Source organism: Pandoraea sp. ISTKB (assembly GCF_001721285.1).
Lineage (GTDB): Bacteria > Pseudomonadota > Gammaproteobacteria > Burkholderiales > Burkholderiaceae > Pandoraea > Pandoraea capi.
The window spans coordinates 376,111-395,907 of record NZ_MAOS01000001.1; the positions used below are offsets into that span (position 1 = coordinate 376,111).

Annotated in this window: 16 protein-coding genes; 8 read left to right on the plus strand and 8 right to left on the minus strand. The window is 62.7% G+C overall.

All coding sequences use genetic code 11. From position 1 onward, the window contains the following. Nucleotides 1-128 precede the first annotated feature (128 nt). The gene (locus A9762_RS01690; RefSeq protein ID WP_069340288.1) at nucleotides 129-1,022 is read left to right on the plus strand and encodes an AraC family transcriptional regulator; all 894 of its coding nucleotides are present in this window, start codon (nucleotides 129-131) and stop codon (nucleotides 1,020-1,022) included. Nucleotides 1,023-1,111: 89 nt separating this feature from the next. Here the strand turns inward: A9762_RS01690 and A9762_RS01695 are convergent, their stop codons facing one another. Further along, the gene (locus tag A9762_RS01695) at nucleotides 1,112-1,624 is read right to left on the minus strand and encodes a single-stranded DNA-binding protein (protein WP_069340289.1); all 513 of its coding nucleotides are present in this window, start codon (nucleotides 1,622-1,624) and stop codon (nucleotides 1,112-1,114) included. 30 nt (nucleotides 1,625-1,654) lie between these two features. Then, nucleotides 1,655-2,818 (minus strand): MFS transporter, encoded by a 1,164-nt coding sequence (locus A9762_RS01700; protein ID WP_069340290.1) that lies wholly within the window; start codon nucleotides 2,816-2,818, stop codon nucleotides 1,655-1,657. A 533-nt stretch (nucleotides 2,819-3,351) separates the two neighbouring features. Here A9762_RS01700 and uvrA point away from each other — a divergent pair. The 5 genes from uvrA (at nucleotide 3,352) to A9762_RS01725 (ending at nucleotide 9,544) form a co-directional block, all read left to right on the plus strand. Then, a complete protein-coding gene (uvrA, locus tag A9762_RS01705; protein WP_069340291.1) occupies nucleotides 3,352-6,216 on the plus strand; it encodes an excinuclease ABC subunit UvrA in 2,865 nt (954 codons plus the stop codon). Between the two features lie 145 nt (nucleotides 6,217-6,361). Next, nucleotides 6,362-7,390 carry an AI-2E family transporter gene (locus A9762_RS01710; protein WP_069340292.1) on the plus strand — a complete coding sequence of 343 codons (1,029 nt, stop codon included), beginning with the start codon at nucleotides 6,362-6,364 and terminating at the stop codon, nucleotides 7,388-7,390. Nucleotides 7,391-7,497: 107 nt separating this feature from the next. Then, complete coding sequence (locus tag A9762_RS01715; protein WP_069340293.1) at nucleotides 7,498-8,172, plus strand: transcriptional regulator; 675 nt, start codon at nucleotides 7,498-7,500, stop codon at nucleotides 8,170-8,172. Beyond that, the gene (locus tag A9762_RS01720; protein WP_069340294.1) at nucleotides 8,169-9,149 is read left to right on the plus strand and encodes a threo-3-hydroxy-L-aspartate ammonia-lyase; all 981 of its coding nucleotides are present in this window, start codon (nucleotides 8,169-8,171) and stop codon (nucleotides 9,147-9,149) included. The genes A9762_RS01715 and A9762_RS01720 overlap by 4 nt, the downstream gene beginning before the upstream one ends. Then, entirely contained in the window at nucleotides 9,146-9,544 is a 399-nt protein-coding gene (locus A9762_RS01725) for a RidA family protein (RefSeq protein WP_069340295.1), read from the plus strand. The genes A9762_RS01720 and A9762_RS01725 overlap by 4 nt, the downstream gene beginning before the upstream one ends. Before the next feature lie 127 nt (nucleotides 9,545-9,671). On the opposite strand, the gene A9762_RS01730 is transcribed toward A9762_RS01725, so the two are convergent. The 6 genes from A9762_RS01730 to A9762_RS01755 form a co-directional block, all read right to left on the minus strand. Then, entirely contained in the window at nucleotides 9,672-10,640 is a 969-nt protein-coding gene (locus A9762_RS01730; protein WP_206093539.1) for a hypothetical protein, read from the minus strand. 151 nt (nucleotides 10,641-10,791) lie between these two features. Then, a complete protein-coding gene (locus A9762_RS01735; RefSeq protein ID WP_069340297.1) occupies nucleotides 10,792-11,340 on the minus strand; it encodes a phosphonate degradation HD-domain oxygenase in 549 nt (182 codons plus the stop codon). After that, nucleotides 11,300-13,126, minus strand: coding sequence for a Na/Pi cotransporter family protein (locus A9762_RS01740; protein WP_083253533.1), 1,827 nt, complete (start codon nucleotides 13,124-13,126; stop codon nucleotides 11,300-11,302). The genes A9762_RS01735 and A9762_RS01740 overlap by 41 nt, the downstream gene beginning before the upstream one ends. Nucleotides 13,127-13,463: 337 nt before the next feature. Beyond that, a complete protein-coding gene (gene phnY / locus A9762_RS01745; RefSeq protein ID WP_069340298.1) occupies nucleotides 13,464-14,918 on the minus strand; it encodes a phosphonoacetaldehyde dehydrogenase in 1,455 nt (484 codons plus the stop codon). Nucleotides 14,919-15,024: 106 nt separating this feature from the next. After that, nucleotides 15,025-16,278, minus strand: coding sequence for a phosphonoacetate hydrolase (phnA, locus tag A9762_RS01750; RefSeq protein WP_069340299.1), 1,254 nt, complete (start codon nucleotides 16,276-16,278; stop codon nucleotides 15,025-15,027). Between the two features lie 165 nt (nucleotides 16,279-16,443). Next, on the minus strand, nucleotides 16,444-17,160 hold the full coding sequence (locus tag A9762_RS01755; protein WP_069340300.1) for a phosphonate utilization associated transcriptional regulator: 717 nt from the start codon (nucleotides 17,158-17,160) through the stop codon (nucleotides 16,444-16,446). A gap of 409 nt (nucleotides 17,161-17,569) precedes the next feature. Here A9762_RS01755 and A9762_RS01760 point away from each other — a divergent pair, with 409 nt between their 5' ends. After that, nucleotides 17,570-18,610: a putative 2-aminoethylphosphonate ABC transporter substrate-binding protein gene (locus A9762_RS01760; protein WP_069340301.1), complete on the plus strand. Its 1,041-nt coding sequence runs from the start codon at nucleotides 17,570-17,572 to the stop codon at nucleotides 18,608-18,610. 88 nt (nucleotides 18,611-18,698) lie between these two features. After that, on the plus strand, nucleotides 18,699-19,793 hold the full coding sequence (locus A9762_RS01765) for a putative 2-aminoethylphosphonate ABC transporter ATP-binding protein (protein ID WP_069340302.1): 1,095 nt from the start codon (nucleotides 18,699-18,701) through the stop codon (nucleotides 19,791-19,793). Nucleotides 19,794-19,797: the final 4 nt, after the last annotated feature.

Sequence of the window (19,797 nt, forward strand, 5' to 3'; positions counted from 1 at the left end):
GTGTATTTTTATTTTTTACGATTCTGCACGAGTGCGGGCAGTGCCCCAATCTAAAATCGGCCAATAAAACATCGAAATTCGGCCATGCCGACAGGGGGCGCAATCGTTCGACAACGCGGGAGCGCGTAATGAATGCAAAAGCAACGGCGGCGGGCTGGATCACGCCCGAAGACTCGCCCGTCAATCCATTTCGCTGTGGCGACGAATACGGGGAGTGTGGTGAGCGAATCAAGCCGGGGCGATCGGTAATAGGTTCGACCGGCGACGCCAAAAATAAAATCTTGTACGTCGAGCGCGGCAAGGTGAAGCTGGAAGGCCCGCATGGGCAGTGGGTGTCACTGCCCGCGCACATGGTCTTTATTCCCCATGGTCGGCCCTACTGGTTGCACGCGACAGCGGATGCGGTCGTGACCGTCGTACACCTCGATTCACATCACACGGTCTGGGAGCACGAGGGCTGCTGGGCCGCACCTGTGAGCGGTCTCGCCAAAGAGATGCTGGAATATGCCTTGCGGTGGGATCGGGAGCGTGCGCTGGAGGACCTCGTGGCCAACGCCTATTTCAACGCCATCGGGCTACTTTGCAAGGAGTGGTTCCAGTGTTCCCGGATGATGTGGATACCGTTCGGGGAGTCGGAGGAGCTACGGCGTGCGATTGCTTACACTCGCACTCGCCTTGACTCGGTCACCTTAGAGCTTGCGGCGGAAGCTGCTGGCACATCGGTTCGAACGTTGCGGCGATATTTCCATGATGAGGTCGGCATGAGCTGGCGCAGCTTTCTTCAGGAGCTGCGCATGACCCGCGCGATCGAATTGCTGACGCTCAAGCGCCTGTCTGTGACGCAAACGGCAATGGATGTTGGGTTCAATAGCGTGGCCGCTTTTACGTTGGCGTTCACGTCATTCACCGGCAAGACCCCCAGTGTCTACGCGCGTGAATTTCTCGGAAATCGAGGCCTCAACGTAACTCTAGCAACCACGGGCAATCGTGCTCCCTCGGTGCGCGGTCAGAACGCTGCTTAGCACTCGAGCACTGAGCGATATAAACAATGAAAAAACCCCGGCGGCGCAATGCCCCGGGGTTTTGTTTACGTCTAAGAAAAAAGTATGTCTTAGAACGGAATATCGTCGTCCATGTCGTCGAAACCGCCGCCGGATTGCTTGGCCGGGGCTTGTTGACGGCCACCGCCGCCACCGCCGCCACCGCCACGCGAATAGCCGCCACCACCGCCTTCGTCGCCGCCGCGCGAGTAGCCACCGCCACCACCGCCTTCACCGCCGCCACTACCGCCGCGGCCACCCAGCATTTGCATCTGGTCTGCCACGATTTCCGTGCTGTAACGTTCCGTGCCGTCCTGCGCCTGGTACTTGCGCGTGCGGATACGGCCTTCGATGTACACCGACGAGCCCTTCTTGAGGTACTCGTTGACGATTTCCGCGAGACGACCGAAGAACGACACACGGTGCCATTCCGTCATTTCCTTGAACTCGCCGGACTGCTTGTCCTTGTAACGGTCGGTCGTCGCCAGACGAATGTTCGCGACCGCATCGCCGCTCGGCATGTAGCGGACTTCGGGATCGGCGCCCAAATTGCCGACCAGGATCACTTTGTTGACTGATGCCATAAATCTTTCTCCGGTATTGCTGAAATCCGATCAGGATTGACGAGGCGCTGGCGTCCTCATCGGTGCGGCGATTATAAGCCACACGAACGCGCCGACCGCGCAACTGAGGAAGATTGCGTTTTGACCGTAGTGGGTCATAAGAAAACCCCCTAGTGCGCCACCGCAGAAGAGGCCCAGTGCCTGGGTCGTGTTGTACACCCCGACCGCCGCCCCTTTACGCTGTCCCGGCGCCAGTTTGGACACCAGCGACGGCTGCGAGGCTTCGAGCACATTGAACCCCAGGAAGTACACGAACAGCACCACGGCAATCACACCCACCGTCGGCGGCAATCCGCCCAGCGCCACTTGCGCCACCGCCACCAGCGCAATCGCCGAGAGCAGTACCGCCTTCATCTTTCCACGCTTTTCCGCCGCGATGATCGCCGGGACCATCGCAATGAACGACAGCCCCATCACCGGCAGATACACCTCCCAGTGCTGCGCCACCGGCAATCCGGCAGCCACCAGCATGCGCGGCATCGCCACGAACAGCGCCGTCTGCGTGGCATGCAGCACGAACACGCCGAAGTTCAGACGCAGCAACTCCGGGTTATGCAGCACTTCCGAGAACGGCGCGGGACCCGCCTTGGCATGCACGGGGGGCGTAGGAACCACCCACAGCACCACGAAAATCGCCAGCACCGCCAGAATGCCGATGGCCGAGAACAGGCCGCTCATGCCCAGCCAGTGATACAGGAACGGCGCGCACACGATCGCGACGGCGAACGACACGCCGATGCTGCCGCCGATCATCGCCATCGCCTTGGTGCGGTTCGCATCGCTCGTGAGGTCCGCCACGCAGGCCATGACCGCCGACGAGATCGCTCCCGCGCCCTGAATCGCCCGGCCGATGATGATCCACGTCAGGTCATGCGCCATCGCCGCGACCAGCGAGCCGATGGCGAACACGATCAGACCGAAGACGATCACCGGCTTGCGGCCCAGCCGGTCCGATGCCCAGCCGTACGGGATGTAGAGCAGTGACTGCGTCAGACCATAGATGCCGATGGCCAGCCCGACGAGAAACGTGTCGTTGCCGCCCGGAATCGTCTGCGCGAAGACCGAGAACACCGGCATGATCAGGAACAGACCGAGCATGCGCAATGCAAAAATCCCCGCGAGCGACGCGCTGGCGCGCACTTCTAGCGGGGTCATGCGGCCCCCTCGGCCGCGTGTCGAGGCAGGAGAAGCGGAAGTCACGGAATCAGTCGACATTACGTCCTGAGAGATGAAAAAAGCGCGTGGGGCCTCGGAATCGTCCGATGATTGCGCCCGGACGTACGGTTCGTCGGCGGCCCGGCAGACAGGCATCGGGTTCGCCGGCGGCCGTCGTGGCTGTCGTCTGTCCCACGGGGGACGGGCGGATGACCACTGGACGCGCACCTCTGGAAATCGGGCGGTTCGTCCCCATCTGAACCCCGTGCCGCATGGCTGCCCGAGGCAGCCCGTCAGCAGGGATCAGCCCCGGCAATCAAACTTAGGTATATTAGCAGGTTTAGCCGCCCGGATTTCCCCCCAGCGGTCCGCCCGACCGCTCCCGCCGCAGGCTGTGCGCCAGCCACGTCGATGCCCGGCCAACGCCGTGCCGACGCACTCCAGCGTCCCGGGAAACTCAGGCTCTTGGGGGCCGGAAACCGCCCCGCGACAATTCGCCGCGCGGATTCCTCGGCGACGACCCGGAACCGTCAATGGAAACCATTCGTATTCGTGGGGCTCGCACCCACAACCTCAAGAACGTCAATCTCGACCTGCCGCGTCACCAGCTTGTGGTGATCACCGGCCTGTCGGGCTCCGGCAAGTCGTCGCTCGCCTTCGATACGCTGTACGCGGAAGGTCAGCGTCGCTACGTCGAAAGCCTGTCGGCGTACGCGCGTCAGTTCCTGCAACTGATGGAAAAGCCCGACGTCGATCTGATCGAAGGCTTGTCGCCGGCGATCTCCATCGAGCAAAAGGCCACATCGCACAACCCGCGCTCGACGGTCGGCACGGTCACGGAAATTCACGATTACCTGCGTCTGCTCTATGCACGTGTGGGCACGCCTTATTGCCCGGATCACGGCCTGCCGCTCGAATCGCAAAGCGTCTCGCAGATGGTCGACGCCGTGCTCGCCCTGCCCGAAGACACCAAGCTCATGATCCTCGCGCCGATCGTCGTCGATCGCAAAGGCGAGCACGCGGACCTGTTCGAATCGATGCAGGCGCAAGGCTTCGTGCGTTTTCGCATTCGCTCGGGTGGCGGCGCGGCCAACGAAGGCACGGCGCGGGTGTATGACATCGAAGCGCTGCCCAAGCTCAAGAAGACCGAGAAGCACTCCGTCGACGTGGTCATCGACCGCGTGAAGGTGCGCGCCGATCTGAAGCAACGTCTGGCGGAATCCTTCGAGACGGCATTGCGTCTGGCCGACGGCCGCGCCATCGCGCTGGAGATGGATACCGACAAGGAACACGTCTTCAGCTCGAAGTTCGCCTGCCCGGTGTGCTCGTACTCGTTGCAGGAGCTTGAGCCGCGTCTGTTCTCGTTCAACAACCCGATGGGTGCGTGCCCGACCTGCGACGGGCTGGGCCAGATGACGTTCTTCGATCCGAAGCGCGTCGTGGCCTTTCCTGCACTCTCGCTGGCCTCCGGCGCCATCAAGGGATGGGATCGACGCAACCAGTTCTACTTCCAGATGCTGCAAAGCCTCGCGGCGTTCTACGACTTCGATGTCGACACGGCGTTCGAGGAGCTTCCGGAAGACACGCAGAAGATCGTGCTGTACGGCTCCGGCGAGCAGGAAATCCCCTTCACGTACGTGAACGAAAAGGGACGCACCTCCGTTCGCTCACACGCCTTCGAGGGCATCATCCCGAATCTGGAGCGGCGCTATCGCGAAACCGATTCAGTCGCCGTGCGCGAGGAACTCGCCAAGTACCAGAACAACCGCGCCTGCCCGGATTGCGAAGGCAGCCGCCTGCGTCGCGAGGCGCGCTTCGTCAAAGTCGGTGAAGACAAGCAGGCACGCGCGATCTACGAGATCGGCAACCTGCCGCTGCGCGAGACACTCGGCTACTTCCACGAGCTGGTGCTGCATGGCGCCAAGCGTGAAATCGCCGACAAGATCGTGAAGGAAATCGTGGCGCGCCTGACGTTCCTCAACAACGTCGGCCTCGATTACCTCTCGCTGGAACGCAGCGCCGACACGCTCTCGGGCGGCGAGGCACAGCGTATTCGCCTCGCGTCGCAAATCGGCTCGGGGCTCACGGGCGTGATGTACGTGCTCGACGAGCCGTCCATCGGCTTGCATCAGCGCGATAACGACCGTCTCATCGGCACACTCAAGCATCTGCGCGACCTCGGCAACTCGGTGATCGTCGTCGAGCACGACGAAGACATGATCCTCGCGAGCGACTACGTCGTCGACATGGGGCTGGGCGCGGGCATTCACGGCGGTACGGTGATCGCTCAGGGCAGCCCCGAACAGATCGAACAATCGGCCGAGTCGCTCACCGGGCAGTACCTCTCGGGCGCGCGTCGTATCGAAGTGCCTGTGGAGCGTCGTGCGCCGGGCGAGGACTATCTGCGCATTCTCGACGCCACCGGAAACAACCTCAAGCACGTCAATCTGGATCTGCCGGTCGGGCTGCTCACCTGCGTGACGGGCGTCTCGGGCTCAGGCAAGTCAACGCTCATCAACGACACGCTGTATCACGCCGTCGCGCGTCATCTCTATGGCTCGTCGGCCGAACCTGCGCCGTATGAGCAGATCGACGGACTGGAACACTTCGACAAGGTCATCAACGTCGACCAGTCGCCCATCGGACGCACGCCGCGCTCGAACCCGGCCACTTACACCGGTCTGTTCACGCCGATCCGCGAACTGTTCGCGGGCGTGCCTGCGGCCAAGGAGCGCGGTTACGACCCCGGGCGTTTCTCGTTCAACGTGAAGGGCGGACGCTGCGAAGCGTGTCAGGGCGATGGCGTCATCAAGGTGGAAATGCACTTCCTGCCGGACGTGTACGTGCCGTGCGACGTCTGCCACGGCAAGCGCTACAACCGTGAAACGCTGGAAGTCCAGTACAAGGGACGCAACATCTCCGAAGTGCTCGACATGACGGTCGAGCAGGCGCACGAGTTCTTCAAGCCGGTGCCTGTGGTGGCGCGCAAGCTCAAGACGCTGCTCGACGTCGGTCTCGGCTACATCCGGCTCGGTCAGTCGGCCACTACGCTCTCGGGCGGCGAAGCGCAGCGCGTGAAGCTCTCGCTCGAACTGTCCAAGCGCGATACCGGCCGCACGTTGTATATCCTGGATGAACCGACCACGGGTCTGCACTTCCACGACATCGAACTGCTGCTCACGGTGATTCACCGATTGCGCGATCAGGGCAACACGGTCGTGATCATCGAGCACAACCTCGACGTGATCAAAACGGCGGACTGGGTGATCGACCTCGGACCGGAAGGCGGCGCGGGCGGCGGGCAGATCATTGCGCAAGGCACGCCAGAGCAAGTGGCGGCGAGCAAGGCCAGCTTTACCGGCAAGTACCTCGCGCCGCTGCTCAAGCGCGGGAAGTAATCAGGACGCAGGAACCCGTCGAGCGAACGACGCTGGCAGGGCGAACGCAGGGGCTACACGGACGCGATGTAACGATTCACGTTGCAGCGTCCCGCACCCCACGGGCGTTATCGCGAGACGGGGATTTTTTTAAGGACGTCATCTCATGGAACCGCGCTCTGGCTGGACTCCGGACCGGAACTTCTGGGTCGAACTGGCGAGCTATGTTTTCGCCGCCGTGGCTCTCTGGCTGATTCTCAGCATCCATCTGCTCTCTGCGGTGCTCGCAGGCATGGTGGTCTATCAGCTCGTTCACGTGCTGGGGCCGCGCCTGCAATTGCGCATCTCCAGCGAGCGCGCCCGGCTGGTCGCTGTCGCGTTACTCTCCGCCGTCATCGTCGCGCTGATGACGGCGCTGGTCTTCGGCGTCATCACCTTCTTCCGCAGCGACGCAGGGCATCTGGAGCACATCAACGGCAAGATGATGGAAGCGCTCGAACAGGCGCGCGCCCAGTTGCCCATGTGGCTGACGGACCGGTTGCCGGCAGACAGCCAGGACATTCACGACGCCATGACCGGCTTCCTGAAGGATCACACGCAGGAGGTGTCGTTCGTCGGCAAGGAAGCGCTCAACTCGCTGGTGCACATCATCATCGGGCTGGTGCTGGGCGCGCTCGTGGCCCTCTCGACGATCCGTCCGGTGCAGCACATGCGTCCACTGGCCGCCGCACTCACGCGCCGTGTCACGCTGTTCGGCGACGCGTTCCGTCGCATCGTCTTCGCGCAGTTGAAGATCTCCGCGATCAACACCTTGTTCACGGCTATCTTCCTGATCGGCATTTTGCCGTTGTTCGGCGTTCACCTGCCGCTGCGCAAGACGATGATCGTCGTGACGTTCGTCGTCGGTCTGCTGCCGGTCGTCGGCAATCTGATCTCGAATACGTTCATCGTGGTGCTTGGCTTGTCGATGTCGCTGTACGTGGCGATTTCGGCGCTGGTCTTCCTGATCGTCATCCACAAGCTCGAATACTTCCTGAATGCCCGGATCGTCGGCACGCAGATCCAGTCCCGCGCGTGGGAACTGCTGCTGGCGATGATCGTGCTGGAAGCGGCGTTCGGGCTACCCGGGCTGGTCGCCGCGCCGATCTATTACGGCTATCTGAAGAGCGAACTGGCGGAAAAGGAACTCGTCTGAACGAATCGCCCGCTGTCCGGTGCCTCCCGTCAGGAGGCAAACGGGCGTCGGGCGTTTTTTTTGACGTCAATTTGACATTTCGTCACAAAATGACATAATGTCAAATCATGAAATCTGCCAAATCCCCTGCCACGGGCACGCTCGACGAGAACACGCTGCTGCTGCGTGAAGGGCGCAAGATCGTCGAAGCGCTTGGCCAGACGTTCGCACCGCTCGTCGAAGTGGTGCTGCACGACCTGACCGATCCGGATCACGCCATCGTGGCCATCGCCAACAATCTGTCAGGCCGCGAGCCGGGCGATGCCGTCACGGAAATGGGCCTCGCCCGTATCGCCGATCCGGCCTTCCCCGAAGTCATCGCCAACTACGCGAACCGCTTCCCGGACGGGCGTCCGGCCAAGAGTACGTCCATCGGGCTGAAGAACAGCAACGGCGAGTATGTCGCGGCCATCTGCCTGAACATGGACATCTCGATGCTCGCGGCGGCGGCTTCGAGCATTCAGCAGTTGGTGAACGTGCCGAATCAGGCCCCGGCGTCTGTCAGCGAAACGCTCTCCACCCGGCGGCTGGACGACATCACCCCGCTCATTACCGACTTTGCGGCGCAGCGCAACACCACGCCGCAGGGTTTGACACTCGCGCAGCGCCGCGAAGCGATCCGTCTGCTCGAAGCACGCGGGCTGCTCGATCTGCGCCACGCGCACGCCGAAGTCGCGCGTACGCTGGGCATTGCACGCTCGACCGTCTACACCTACCTCTCCGACCCGAAAGGCACATCATGACGACCCCCACGCTGGCGATCACCTACGGTGACGTCGTCGCAGCACACGACCGGATTCGCGAGGCCGCGCACCGCACGCCGGTGCTCACCTCGTGTACCGCCGACGCCATGACCGGCGCGAGCCTGTTCTTCAAAGCGGAAAACTTCCAGCGCATGGGCGCCTTCAAGTTCCGCGGCGCTTACAACGCGATCTCGCAATTCACGGCAGAGCAGCGACGTGGTGGCGTGCTGGCGTTCTCGTCGGGCAATCATGCGCAGGCGATTGCGCTGTCGGCGCGCGAGCTTGGCGTGCCGGCGGTCATCCTCATGCCGAAGGACGCCCCGCAAATGAAGATCGACGCCACGCGCGGCTATGGCGCGGAGGTGATTCTGTTCGACCGGTACACGGAAGATCGTGAAGTGCTGGCGAAACGTCTGGCAGACGAACGCGGCATGACGTTGATCCCGCCGTACGACCATCCGCATGTGATGGCCGGTCAGGGAACGGCCGCCAAGGAGTTGATCGAAGATGCCGGCGAACTGGACATGTTGCTCGTGTGCGTCGGCGGTGGCGGATTGCTGTCGGGATGTGCGGTCGCGGCGCGCGCCCTGAACCCGAACATCGAGATTTACGGCGTAGAGCCGGAGGCGGGCAACGACGGCCAGCAGAGCTTGCGCAAGGGCGAGATCGTGCACATCGACACGCCCCGCACGATTGCCGACGGCGCACAGACACAGCATCTCGGCCAGTACACGTTCCCGGTGATCCGTGCGTTGGCAGACGACATCCTCACGGTGACCGATGACGAACTCGTGAAGACGATGACATTCCTCGCGAGCCGCATGAAGATCGTGGTGGAGCCGACCGGATGCCTCGCGGCGGCGGCGGCATTGCAGGGTAAGGTTGACGTTCGCGGCAAGCGTGTGGGCGTCATTCTGTCCGGCGGCAACATCGATCTGGCGCGCTTCGCCAAACTCACGCTCGGGGAGACCGTATGAGCACGCAGGAACGAGGTATCGAATCGGTGATCGTGCCGACCTTGCAACCGCCGCGCGGCCACTATTCGCATGGCGTTTGCGCGAATGGCTTCGTGTTCGTGTCGGGCCAGTTGCCGATCACGCCGGAGGGCGAGCGTCTCGTGGGTGCGCCGTTCGCGGTGCAGGCGAAGCAGGCGCTGGACAACGTGGCCACGATCCTGACGGCCTGCGGATCGAGCATCAGCCGGCTGGTGCAAGTGCGCGTGTACATCACGAACGTTGACGACTGGGGCCCCTTCAACGAGGTCTATGCGGCATGGGCCGGCGACGCCAAACCGGCACGTTGCGTGGTACCCGTGCCGGCACTCAGTCATGGCGTCGCGGTGGAGATCGAGGCGACGGCGCTGGCGGGGTAATCGGATAGCACGAGGGCCACCCGGCACATTGCCCGGGTGGCCCTCGTCGTTTGATGGGTCTACGTCGACACAATGACACGATGCCGACGGTGCCTGAAGATGCCCATCTCATTCGCAGGAAATGCCTTTAGCCGTTAGGCCGCGCCTCGGCCGCCTCCAGCAGTGCTAGCGCCTGCGCCACGTCCCCGCTGTCGAAAAACCCCGGTGGCGGTGATTCCGTCCAGACTTTTCTGGCGGCGGCGGCACTTGCGCAGCATACGTCACTCAGCAACCGCTCCCATGCGAGCAGTCGATTTGACGTGGGTTCCATGCTCCGGACATCCAGTGCCAATGCGTAATGAGGATCCATGTTGAGCGTATCCTCAACGATCGCAACAAGGCTGGACCACGCATTGGAACGATTTTCGCTCGCCAGAACGAGGTCCCAGTCACCGCTACGAGGATTGTTGTCCCAACGGGGCCATGCATCTTCCACCTTGGGTGGCGAGTCCTGCGGACCAACGCTCGGTAGTTCCTCGTCGGGTTCGTCGTTCCAACGGGCCCATGAATCGTCCGCCTCGGGTGGCCAGTCCTTCGGACCTTCGCTTGGCCGTCGTATGTCAAGTTGATTCCCGTCGGGATCGTCGTCCCAGCATTGCCGGGCACTGATCCCATTGGGTACCGATTCTGGCGACTCGTGACGAGTCTCAGTTTTCGACACCACATTCAGGAAGTCCATATTGTGCAGGCCGGGCGCCGATGCCGAAGCATCGTCCGGCACATGACGCTGCGGCGCTGAGGCTCGCACCGGCGCACCTCGATAGGGATCAGCCGGCATCGTCGAGGGAAGGCCTTGCGTCACTGGCGTCGCTGGTAACCCCGGCGTGCAAAGCCGCAAGGCCACTTGAGCGCGGCCGTTGACGTCCAGCGTCATCGCGATGCAGGGCGATTGACCAAGTTGAACGGGCATTTGCGATCTATCGATACCGCCCGTCACGTTTCGGCTAGTGCCAAACATCGTCGCAAAGCCGTCCGAAGGTGTCGCCGCAGGCGGTGCCGACGGTTCCGGTAGGAGTGGCACTGCCGCGGCGGCCGGCGTCTGGGATTCGCACTTCATGGTAAGCCTCCATCAACGATAGGAGACTTCAGTTTGTCACTCATCAAGTGCATCACTTTGCGAAACATCCGGAGAAGTTTCGAATCCGAAGTGCGCTCGACCAGGAACGGGAATTTCCCATTGGCACGGTTGGGTTGCGGCCCATCAATCCCTACTGCAACGTCACCCGCTCCAGCACCTTCATGTAGTGATCCAGCGATGGCGTCTGCATGCCGGCGATCTTTGCACGGTCGTCCCAGCGACGCAGTCGCAGCGCCGCCTGCGCATGCTCGCGCGCGAGGAACGTCTGCGCTTCTTCGTCGGTGAAGACCCCACCCTGCAACGCCAGACTGCGTACCGAATCCGCCGACAGCTTGCCGTAGTAATCGGCATCGATCGCGCACAGACACCGCTTGGCGTCCACGTGCAGACGAATGGGGTCGAGCACCGCGTCGTCGAACAGCGGCCTCAGAAAGGGCAATGCGAAGTATTGATGCAGATCGTCGATGCCGCGCTCGGTGGGCGTTTCGCCCTGAAGATTGAGCAGATGGCCGAGATCGTGGAGGAAACTGGCAGCGACGAGCGCCTCGTCGGCGCCCTCGCTCTCGGCAAGCGCGCCGCTTTGCAGCGCGTGCTCCAGTTGGGTGACGGGTTCGCCGCTGTAAGCGATCGAACCGAATTTATCGAACAGGGTGCGGATGTCCGGCAGGCTCAGGGCCATCGTGAGAACTCTCGTTGTCGTCGCGAGAACTTGCTGCTGAACCGGCGGCGGCCGTCGCGACTTCGGCAAGCGCCGCCAGTTTCGACGCCTTGGCTTCCTTCGGCGTCTTCAGATCCTTGCTTTCCTTCGCGTCCTTGCCGTCCTTCGGCTTGTCGCGCATGCGGCTCTTGCGCAGCGCGCCGGCGTCGTCGAGCACCGGGTAAGCCGTCGAGCAGAACAGCGAATTCAGGCGCTTCATGTCGCTGATGATGTCCAGATGCAGCGAACTCGTCTCGATACTCTGCACCGACTGACCTGCCAGACGATTCAGGTGCGTGTACGAATACGCGCGCTCCAGATCACGGAAGCTCTCCTTCTCCGCCATCAGGCGCTGCGCGCTCTTGAGGTCGGTATTCAGGAACACGGACAGCCCGAGTTGCAGGTTCGTCACCAGTCGCGCGTGCATGTCGCAGATCTCCTGCAACCCCGCCTCGGAGAACGACAGCTTGTGCGAAATCTTCTTCTCTTCGACTTCGACGACCATGCGCTCGATGATGTCGCCCGCATGTTCCAGATTGATGGTGAGGGAGATGATGTCCGTCCAGCGGCGGCTGTCCGGCTCGCTGAGGTTCTCGCGCGATACGCGCGTCAGGTACATCTTCACCGCCGTATAGAGGTGGTCGACGTCGTCATCCAGCCTTCGCGTCTCGCGAGCGCGCGCCACGTCGTTGCTCTTGATGACGTCGAGCAGGCCATTGAGCATCTGCTCGATGATGTCGCCCATGCGCAGCGTCTCGCGCGTGGCGTTGGCCAGCGCCAGCGACGGCATCTCCAGCGCGCTTTCGTCCAGATGGCGCGGACGTGTGACGCCGTCAGCTTCCGGCTTCTCGGCCAGCAGACGCACGCAAAGGCGCGCCATCGGCGCAGTGAACGCCAGACTCACCACGCAGCGCACCAGGTTGTACAGCACGTGGAAGTTGACGACGGCTTGTGCCGGTGCGTCCGACAGCCAGCTCACGAGCATCGGCGCATAGTCGACGAACGGCAGCACGAGCAAACAGCCGATCAGCTTGAAGATGAGACTGCCGAACACCACACGACGACCCGCCGCGTTCTGTCCCGCCGACGTCAGCATGGCCAGCATGCCGCTGCCGAGATTCGCACCGATCACGAGGCACAGGGCCACTTTGAGCGAGATCACGCCAGACGACGCGAGCGTGGCCGTCAGCAGCACGGCCGCCAGACTGGAATACGAGATCATCGCGAACAGCGCGCCGATCAGCGTATCGAGCATCACGTCGCCCGTGAGCGAGCCGAACAGCACTTTCACGCCAGCCGCTTCGGTCATCGGCGTGGTCGCGCCCACGATCAGTTGCAGCGCCAGAATGATGAGGCCAAGGCCAATGGACACGCGGCCGAGCTGGCCAGCGCGCGTCTGCTTGCGTGACAGGAAGAAGATAACGCCGAAGAAGATCAGCAGCGGCGACAGCCAGTGCAGGTCGAACGTCAGGATCCGCGCCATGAGGGCGGTGCCGACGTCGGCGCCCAACATGATGGACAGCGCCGGTGCCAACGCGATGAGACCCTGTGCGCCGAACGACGACACGATGAGCGCCGTCGCGTTACTGCTCTGCACCAGGCCCGTGACGAGCACACCCGCAGCGAACGCAAGGAAGCGGTTCGAAATGCTGTGCGACAGAATGCGTCGCAGATCGGCACCGTAGACGCGCAGGACCCCGGTACGCACGATGTGCGTACCCCAGATCAGCATCGCCACGCCGGAGAGAAGGTTGAGCAGTGTCAGCATGCCAGTGTTCCGTGATCTTATTGTCGACGGGACAGGCAGCGCTTCGCGCCGCCAACATGACGCGAGCAGTGGTTTGCCAAACCGGCATCCCGCGTCAGTCCAACACTGGCGTCGGGATGCGTATGAAGTTCACGCGTCATGCGTATCCCCAATCGGTACACCGTACACCAAATTGACCAGCGCAACAATCGTGTCATGAATTTGTCACAATTTTTGCGCGCCTTCTGCTAAGCCTTGTTGCATAAGGGAAACAGACGCGGCCGACGGCTCGCCAGCCATCGCTTTTCGGCCTCAGCCACCGCCGCCGCATCCGCTCCCGGTCCGAGGGCAACCCGCCTCAGATTCCCCATGGCAACGTAAAGGTCTTTGTGTTCGTGAAGCTTTTCATCGCCTCCTGAACCCCTTCCTTGTAGCCCAGACCCGAATCCTTGATCCCCCCGAACGGCGTCAGTTCGATGCGATATCCGGGCACCTCCCAGACGTTGACCGTACCGACCTGCAACTCGTTGGTAAAACGCGTCACGTAGTCGAGTCGGTTCGTGCACACCCCCGACGACAGACCGAACGCGGTGCCGTTGGACATGGCGATGGCCTCGTCGATGCTGCCGAAGGTCAGGATCGGCGAGACCGGGCCGAAGGTTTCCTCGCGCACGACCGTCATTTTCGGATCGACGCGATCGATCACCGTCGGCGAATACAGGGCACCGTCGCGCCGATTGCCCACGAGCAGACGCGCGCCCTGCGCCACGGCTTCGTTCACGCGCGCCTCGAACAGACGGGCGGCCGCCTCGTCGATCACGGTACCCATGTCGTTGTCGCCGTCCGCCGGGTCGCCATACTTCCACGCCCGGGTCTTCTCCACCACGAGTTCGGTGAACTGTGCGGCAATGTCGCGATGCACGAGCATGCGCTTGACGGCCGTACACCGCTGTCCGGAATTCTTGTAGGAGCCCTGCACGGCGAGGTCGGTGGCGCGGTCCAGATCGGCATCCTCCATCACGATCAGCGGATCGTTGCCCCCCAGCTCCAGCACGATGCGGCGATAGCCCGCCTTCGACGCGATGTACTTGCCGATCGACACGCCGCCCGTGAACGTGATCATGTCGATGTTCTCGTTCGTGATCATCTCGTCGGCAATCTCCATCGGATCGCCCGTGATGACTTGCAGCATTTCCGGCGGCAGGCCGGCTTCGTACAGCGTATCGGCCAGGTAGAAAGCCGAGAGCGGCACTTTCTCGGACGGCTTGAGCACCATCCGGTTATTCGTCGCAATCGAGGGGGCCACCTTGTGGGCCACCTGATTCATGGGGTGATTGAACGGTGTGATCGCGGAGATCGCCCCGAGCAGCGGCTCGCGCTGCGTCACCACACGACGCTTCTTGCCGTGCGGCGTGAGATCGCAGGAGAACGCCTGTCCGTCGTCCTTGAGCGCCTCGCCCGCTGCGAAGCCGAGCACGTCGGCCACACGGCCGATTTCGTAGACGGCGTCTTTCTTGCACAGCCCCGACTCCATCGTGATGATGGCGGCCGCTTCGGCGGTGCGCGCGCGCAGCAACGCCGCGGCCTTATCGAGCACATTGGCGCGCTCGAAACGCGTGAGCGTGGAGCGGTACTGCTTGGCGATCGTGAACGCGCGACGCACGTCGTCGAGCGACGCCTTCGGCACAGTGCCGACCAGATCGCCCGAATACGGATTGAACACTTCGATGATCCGTTCGCGGGTCACTTTCTCGCCACCGATGCGAAGGGCTTCGGCGCGAAACTCGGGATGCAGCTTGTGCGGCGCGTTCATGGGGTTCTCCACAGCGTCTCCAACGGGACAGGGGCCGGGCGGCGCACACCTCGCGGGTTTCGCGCGCCCCTGGCTCTTATTTCATTGCATTCGGGCCGACATCCGATCAGACGTGATTGAGGGCAACGTCGAGGATGTCGAAATTGCGCAGTCGTGCCTTACCCGGAATGCCGTCGGTCTTGCGATTGAAGAGCAACGGCACGGTCTGCTCCGAGATGCCGCCGTGCGAGCGCAGCGGCACCGTGAGACCCGACAGGTCGTGACGACTCGCGCTCGTGCCCAGCACGACCGACTGATCGCTCACCACAACGAGATCGCCCACGCGATCGGGCGGCAGCTCGAAGCGCGCGCAGGCTTCGGCGTTGGTCAGCACGACTTCGATACCCGGCAGCGCGGCGATGCGCGCGCGGATGACGTCGCGATCCGTGTCCTTCGGCAGATAGATGGTGGCGTACGAACCCAGTGCGCCGTGGTGCACGACATACGGGTCGGTGATCGGCAGGATCACGCGCGCCCCGCCCGCTTCCACGCCCTTGCCGAGCCAGTCGTCGAGCAGATCCTGCAAATAGATGACGTTGGGCTGGCCAGTCTTCGGATCATGCTTGGCGTTCATGCCGTGATCGGCGGTGAGGCCGATGACCGCGCCGAGTTCATCCATGCGTGCGAGGTACTTGTCCATCATCGCGTAGAACGCGTTCGCGCCCTCGGTGCCCGGCGCCCACTTATGCTGGACGTAGTCCGTCGTCGAGAGATACATCAGGTCGATGTGATGCGTCTCCAGCAAGCGCACACCCGCTGCGAACACGAACTCCGAGAGTTCAGCGCTGTAGACGTCAGGCACCGGCATGCCTACGAGACCGAGCACGTCTTCGATGCCGTTCTCTTCGAGCGTGACCTGATCGGCCTTCTCCGACGAGAAGCAGATGCCCTTCATGCGGTAGCCGAGCAGCTTGCGCAGCTTGTCCTTGGCCGTGACGACCGCAAGGCTCGCACCCGCGTCGGCAGCCGCAGCGAACACCGTACCGGCGCGCAGATAGGCGGGGTCGTTCATCATGACTTCCGCGCCACGTCCGCCGTCGGCCGACGGATCGAAGAAATAGTTGCCGCAGATACCGTGCACGGCGGGGGGCGCGCCGGTCACGATCGACAGGTTGTTCGGATTGGTGAACGACGGCACGACGCAATCGCCCTTGAAGACGGCACCCTCGGCGAGCAAGCGCTTCAGATAAGGGGCGACGCCGGCAGCGGCGGCAGCTTCGATGTACTCGAACTGGCAGCCGTCGACGCATACGATGACGGTCGGCTGCTGCGGCAAGCGGTATTGACGGCCGTTCACTTGAATCTGTGCGGGCTGGTTCACGTCGGTTCTCCTCAAGAACAACTCGATTGACCGTGGCGGGCGTTGCGCGTCTGGCGACACGCCGCGTGCGGCCGGAATATCAGTCATGCAATCTGCGAAACCTGCAAAATCTTCGAAAGCGTTGGCGTCGAACGCTCAACCGCCTTCAGTCACCCTCAGTCACACTCAACCGGCCTTCGCCTGCGTGCCCGTTCCCGGCGCGCGAGCCAGCATCTCGCGAATCCGCGTGCGGCCGCGCACCAGGTGATCGCGCGTGACCTGCGTGGCCCGCTCCGGATCGCGCGAGGCAATCGCGCTCACGATGTCGCGGTGCTCGCGCTCCGACTTCGGCGGCGCGGACGAATCGCCCGTCAATGCTTCGTGACGGAACAGGCTCAGCTCCTTCACGAGACGCCGGTAGGTCTCCAGCAACTTGCGGTTGCCGACCATCTCGACGAGCGTGTCGTGAAACGCCAGATTCAACTGGTAATAGGCCTCGCTGTCGCCCGCTTCCACCGCGTGGTGCATGGCTTCCACCGACTCGCGCAGCCGCGTGAGTTGTTCCGACGTAATCGACTCCGCCAGGGTGCGCGCGACGTATTCGTCGAGCACGCCGCGCAGCGCGTAAATCTCCTCGGCTTCTTCGAGCGAAATGACACGCACGAACACGCCGCGATTCTTCTCGGTGCGCAGCAGCCCGGCCTCTTCGAGCGCGCGAAACGCCTCACGCACAGGACCACGCGACACGCCAAGACTGCCGGCCACCTCGATCTCGTTGAGCTTGGTACCCGGCGTGAGGGTGCCCGCCATGATCTGGCGCTCGATCTCGTGCTGGACGAGCGTGGTGAGCGACTGGCTCTGCAACAACTCGATCGCCGTGGGCGACGTGGGCTTCGGGGTCATACCGGTCTTCCTTATCTCTGAGCGCTTGCGCCATCACGCGACGCCCGGCACTTCGGGGGCATCCATCGCCATCGCTTCGCCGGATAGCGCCGCGTGGCAATTTGTGGCATCACGTGATTATTTTTGTTGTTGACATTCAAGCACAGCGATTTGTAGATTGTCAACAAAACACATCCGACTTTGCAGACAGATTTTGCAACACCGTCGGGGTGAGTCGGTTGCGGCAACGACAAAACCCTATCTGAATCAACGATTTCCATACTATTGGAGGTATTTGACGAACAGATGACAAAAGCCAAGGGTTTCAAGAAAACGACATAATTTGCCAATAAAATGCAAAAAATCGCCTCAAAAAAGGCTTTGCCCGTACTCACAACGCGACCGTGATCGCGACCCACAGGAGCCATCCATGAACTCATCCTTGCGCCGTGCCATGCGCGCCGCCGCTGTTCTCGCAACAGGCCTCGTCTGTGCCGTACAGGCCGGTCATGCGCTCGCCAAGACCACGCTGACCGTCTACACGGCGTGGGAAGTCGAAGTGATGCGTCCGTACGCCGAGGCGTTCCAGAAGGCGAATCCGGACATCGAGATCAAGTACGTGCGTGACTCCACCGGCGTGGTCACGGCGAAGGTCCTCGCGGAGAAGGCCAACCCGCAGGCGGACGTGATTGCCGGACTCGCCGCGTCGAGTCTGGAACTCATCAAGCAGGAGGGCTTGCTCACGCCGTACGCGCCGAAGGGCTTCGATCAGCTCACGCGCGCGTACAGCGACAAGGCGAATCCACCGTCGTGGGTCGGTCTCGACGTGTGGGGCGCCACGGTCTGCTTCAACACGGTCGAAGCGGCCAAGCGCAATTTGCCCAAGCCGACGTCCTGGGAAGACCTCGCCAAGCCCATCTACAAAGGGATGATCGTGATGCCGAATCCGGCGACGTCAGGCACCGGGTTCCTGGATGTGACCGCGTGGTTGCAGATGTTCGGCAAGGAAGGCGGCTGGAAGTACATGGACGCCCTCGACAAGAACATCGTCAAGTACACCCACTCGGGTTCCAAGCCCTGCCGCGACGCCGGCGCGGGCGAATACCCCATCGGCATCTCGTTCGAATTCAACGCGCATCGCACGAAAGCCGCCGGCGCCCCCATCGATCTCGTGTTCCCGAAGGAAGGTCTCGGCTACGACATCGAAGCGGCGGGCATCGTGAAGACGACCAAGAAGCTCGATGCCGCCAAGCGCTACATGGACTGGCTCGCCAGCAAGGAAGCGAACCAGATGTACGCGAAAGACTGGGCGATCGTGGCGTACCCGGGCGTCGCGAAGAAGTTCGAGACGATCCCTGCGAACTACCCCGATCTGCTGGTGAAGAACGACTTCACGGAAATCGCGAAGAGTCGCGAGTCGGTGCTGTCCGAGTGGCAGAAGCGCTACGGCGCGAAATCGGAAAAGAAGTGACGTCTGGCGTCGCGCTGCCCGCACTGCCTTGCGCGGCAGCGCAAACGAACGCCCCCGCACTCACGTGACAACGCAGGAGGTCCCCCGAATGAGCGACGATCCTCGTCAAAGTACGTATCTGAGTCTCGCCGGCATCCACAAACGGTTCGACAACACCGTGGTGCTGCATGACATTCACCTCACCGTGAGACGCGGTGAGATGCTCTGCTTCCTCGGCCCGTCGGGCTGCGGCAAGACCACACTGCTACGCATCATTGCCGGGCTCGAAGCGCAGACGCAGGGCACGCTGTCGCAAAACGGCCGGGACATCTCGCGGCTGCCGCCGATGCAGCGCGATTACGGCATCGTCTTCCAGTCGTACGCGCTGTTTCCGAATCTGAGCGTGGCGCAGAACGTCGCCTATGGACTGACGAATCGCCGGGTGCCTCGCGCCGAGCGCGATGCGCGTGTGGCCGAGTTGCTGACGATGGTCGGGCTGCCCGATGCCGGCGGCAAGTTCCCCGGCCAGCTCTCCGGCGGCCAGCAGCAACGTATCGCCATCGCACGCGCACTCGCCACGTCGCCGGGCCTGCTGTTGCTCGACGAACCGCTCTCGGCGCTCGATGCGCGCGTGCGGGTGCGTCTGCGCAGCGAGATCCGCGCGTTGCAGCAGCGGCTCGGCATCACCACGATTCTCGTCACGCACGACCAGGAAGAGGCTCTATCCATGGCTGACCGAATCGTCGTCATGAATCAGGGCGTGATCGAACAGGTCGGCACCCCCGGCGAGATCTATCAGCATCCGGCAACGCCGTTCGTCGCGGACTTCGTGGGCAAGACCAACATCCTGCCCGCGCGACTTGGCGACGCAGGACGCGTGCGCGTCGGGCAATACGAACTGACGTGCGGCACGCTCAACGGATGCCGTGCCGGTGAGGACATCCGTGTCTTCTTCCGACCGGAGGACGTGCGCGTGCGCGATCTGGACGACCTCGACGACGATGCGAATCTGTTCGACGGCGCCGTCGAGAAGATCGAATTCCTCGGGGCATTCTCGCGCGTGACGTTGCGCATGCAGGCCTGCGATCACCCGCTCTATGCCGACCTCTCGCCTGCGGACATGCAGGCCCTGCAACCGGCCACCGGCGGCGCGCTGCGCTTCGCGGTGCCGAGCGCCGCCGTGCGTGTCTTCCGTCAGGGGTAGCCAC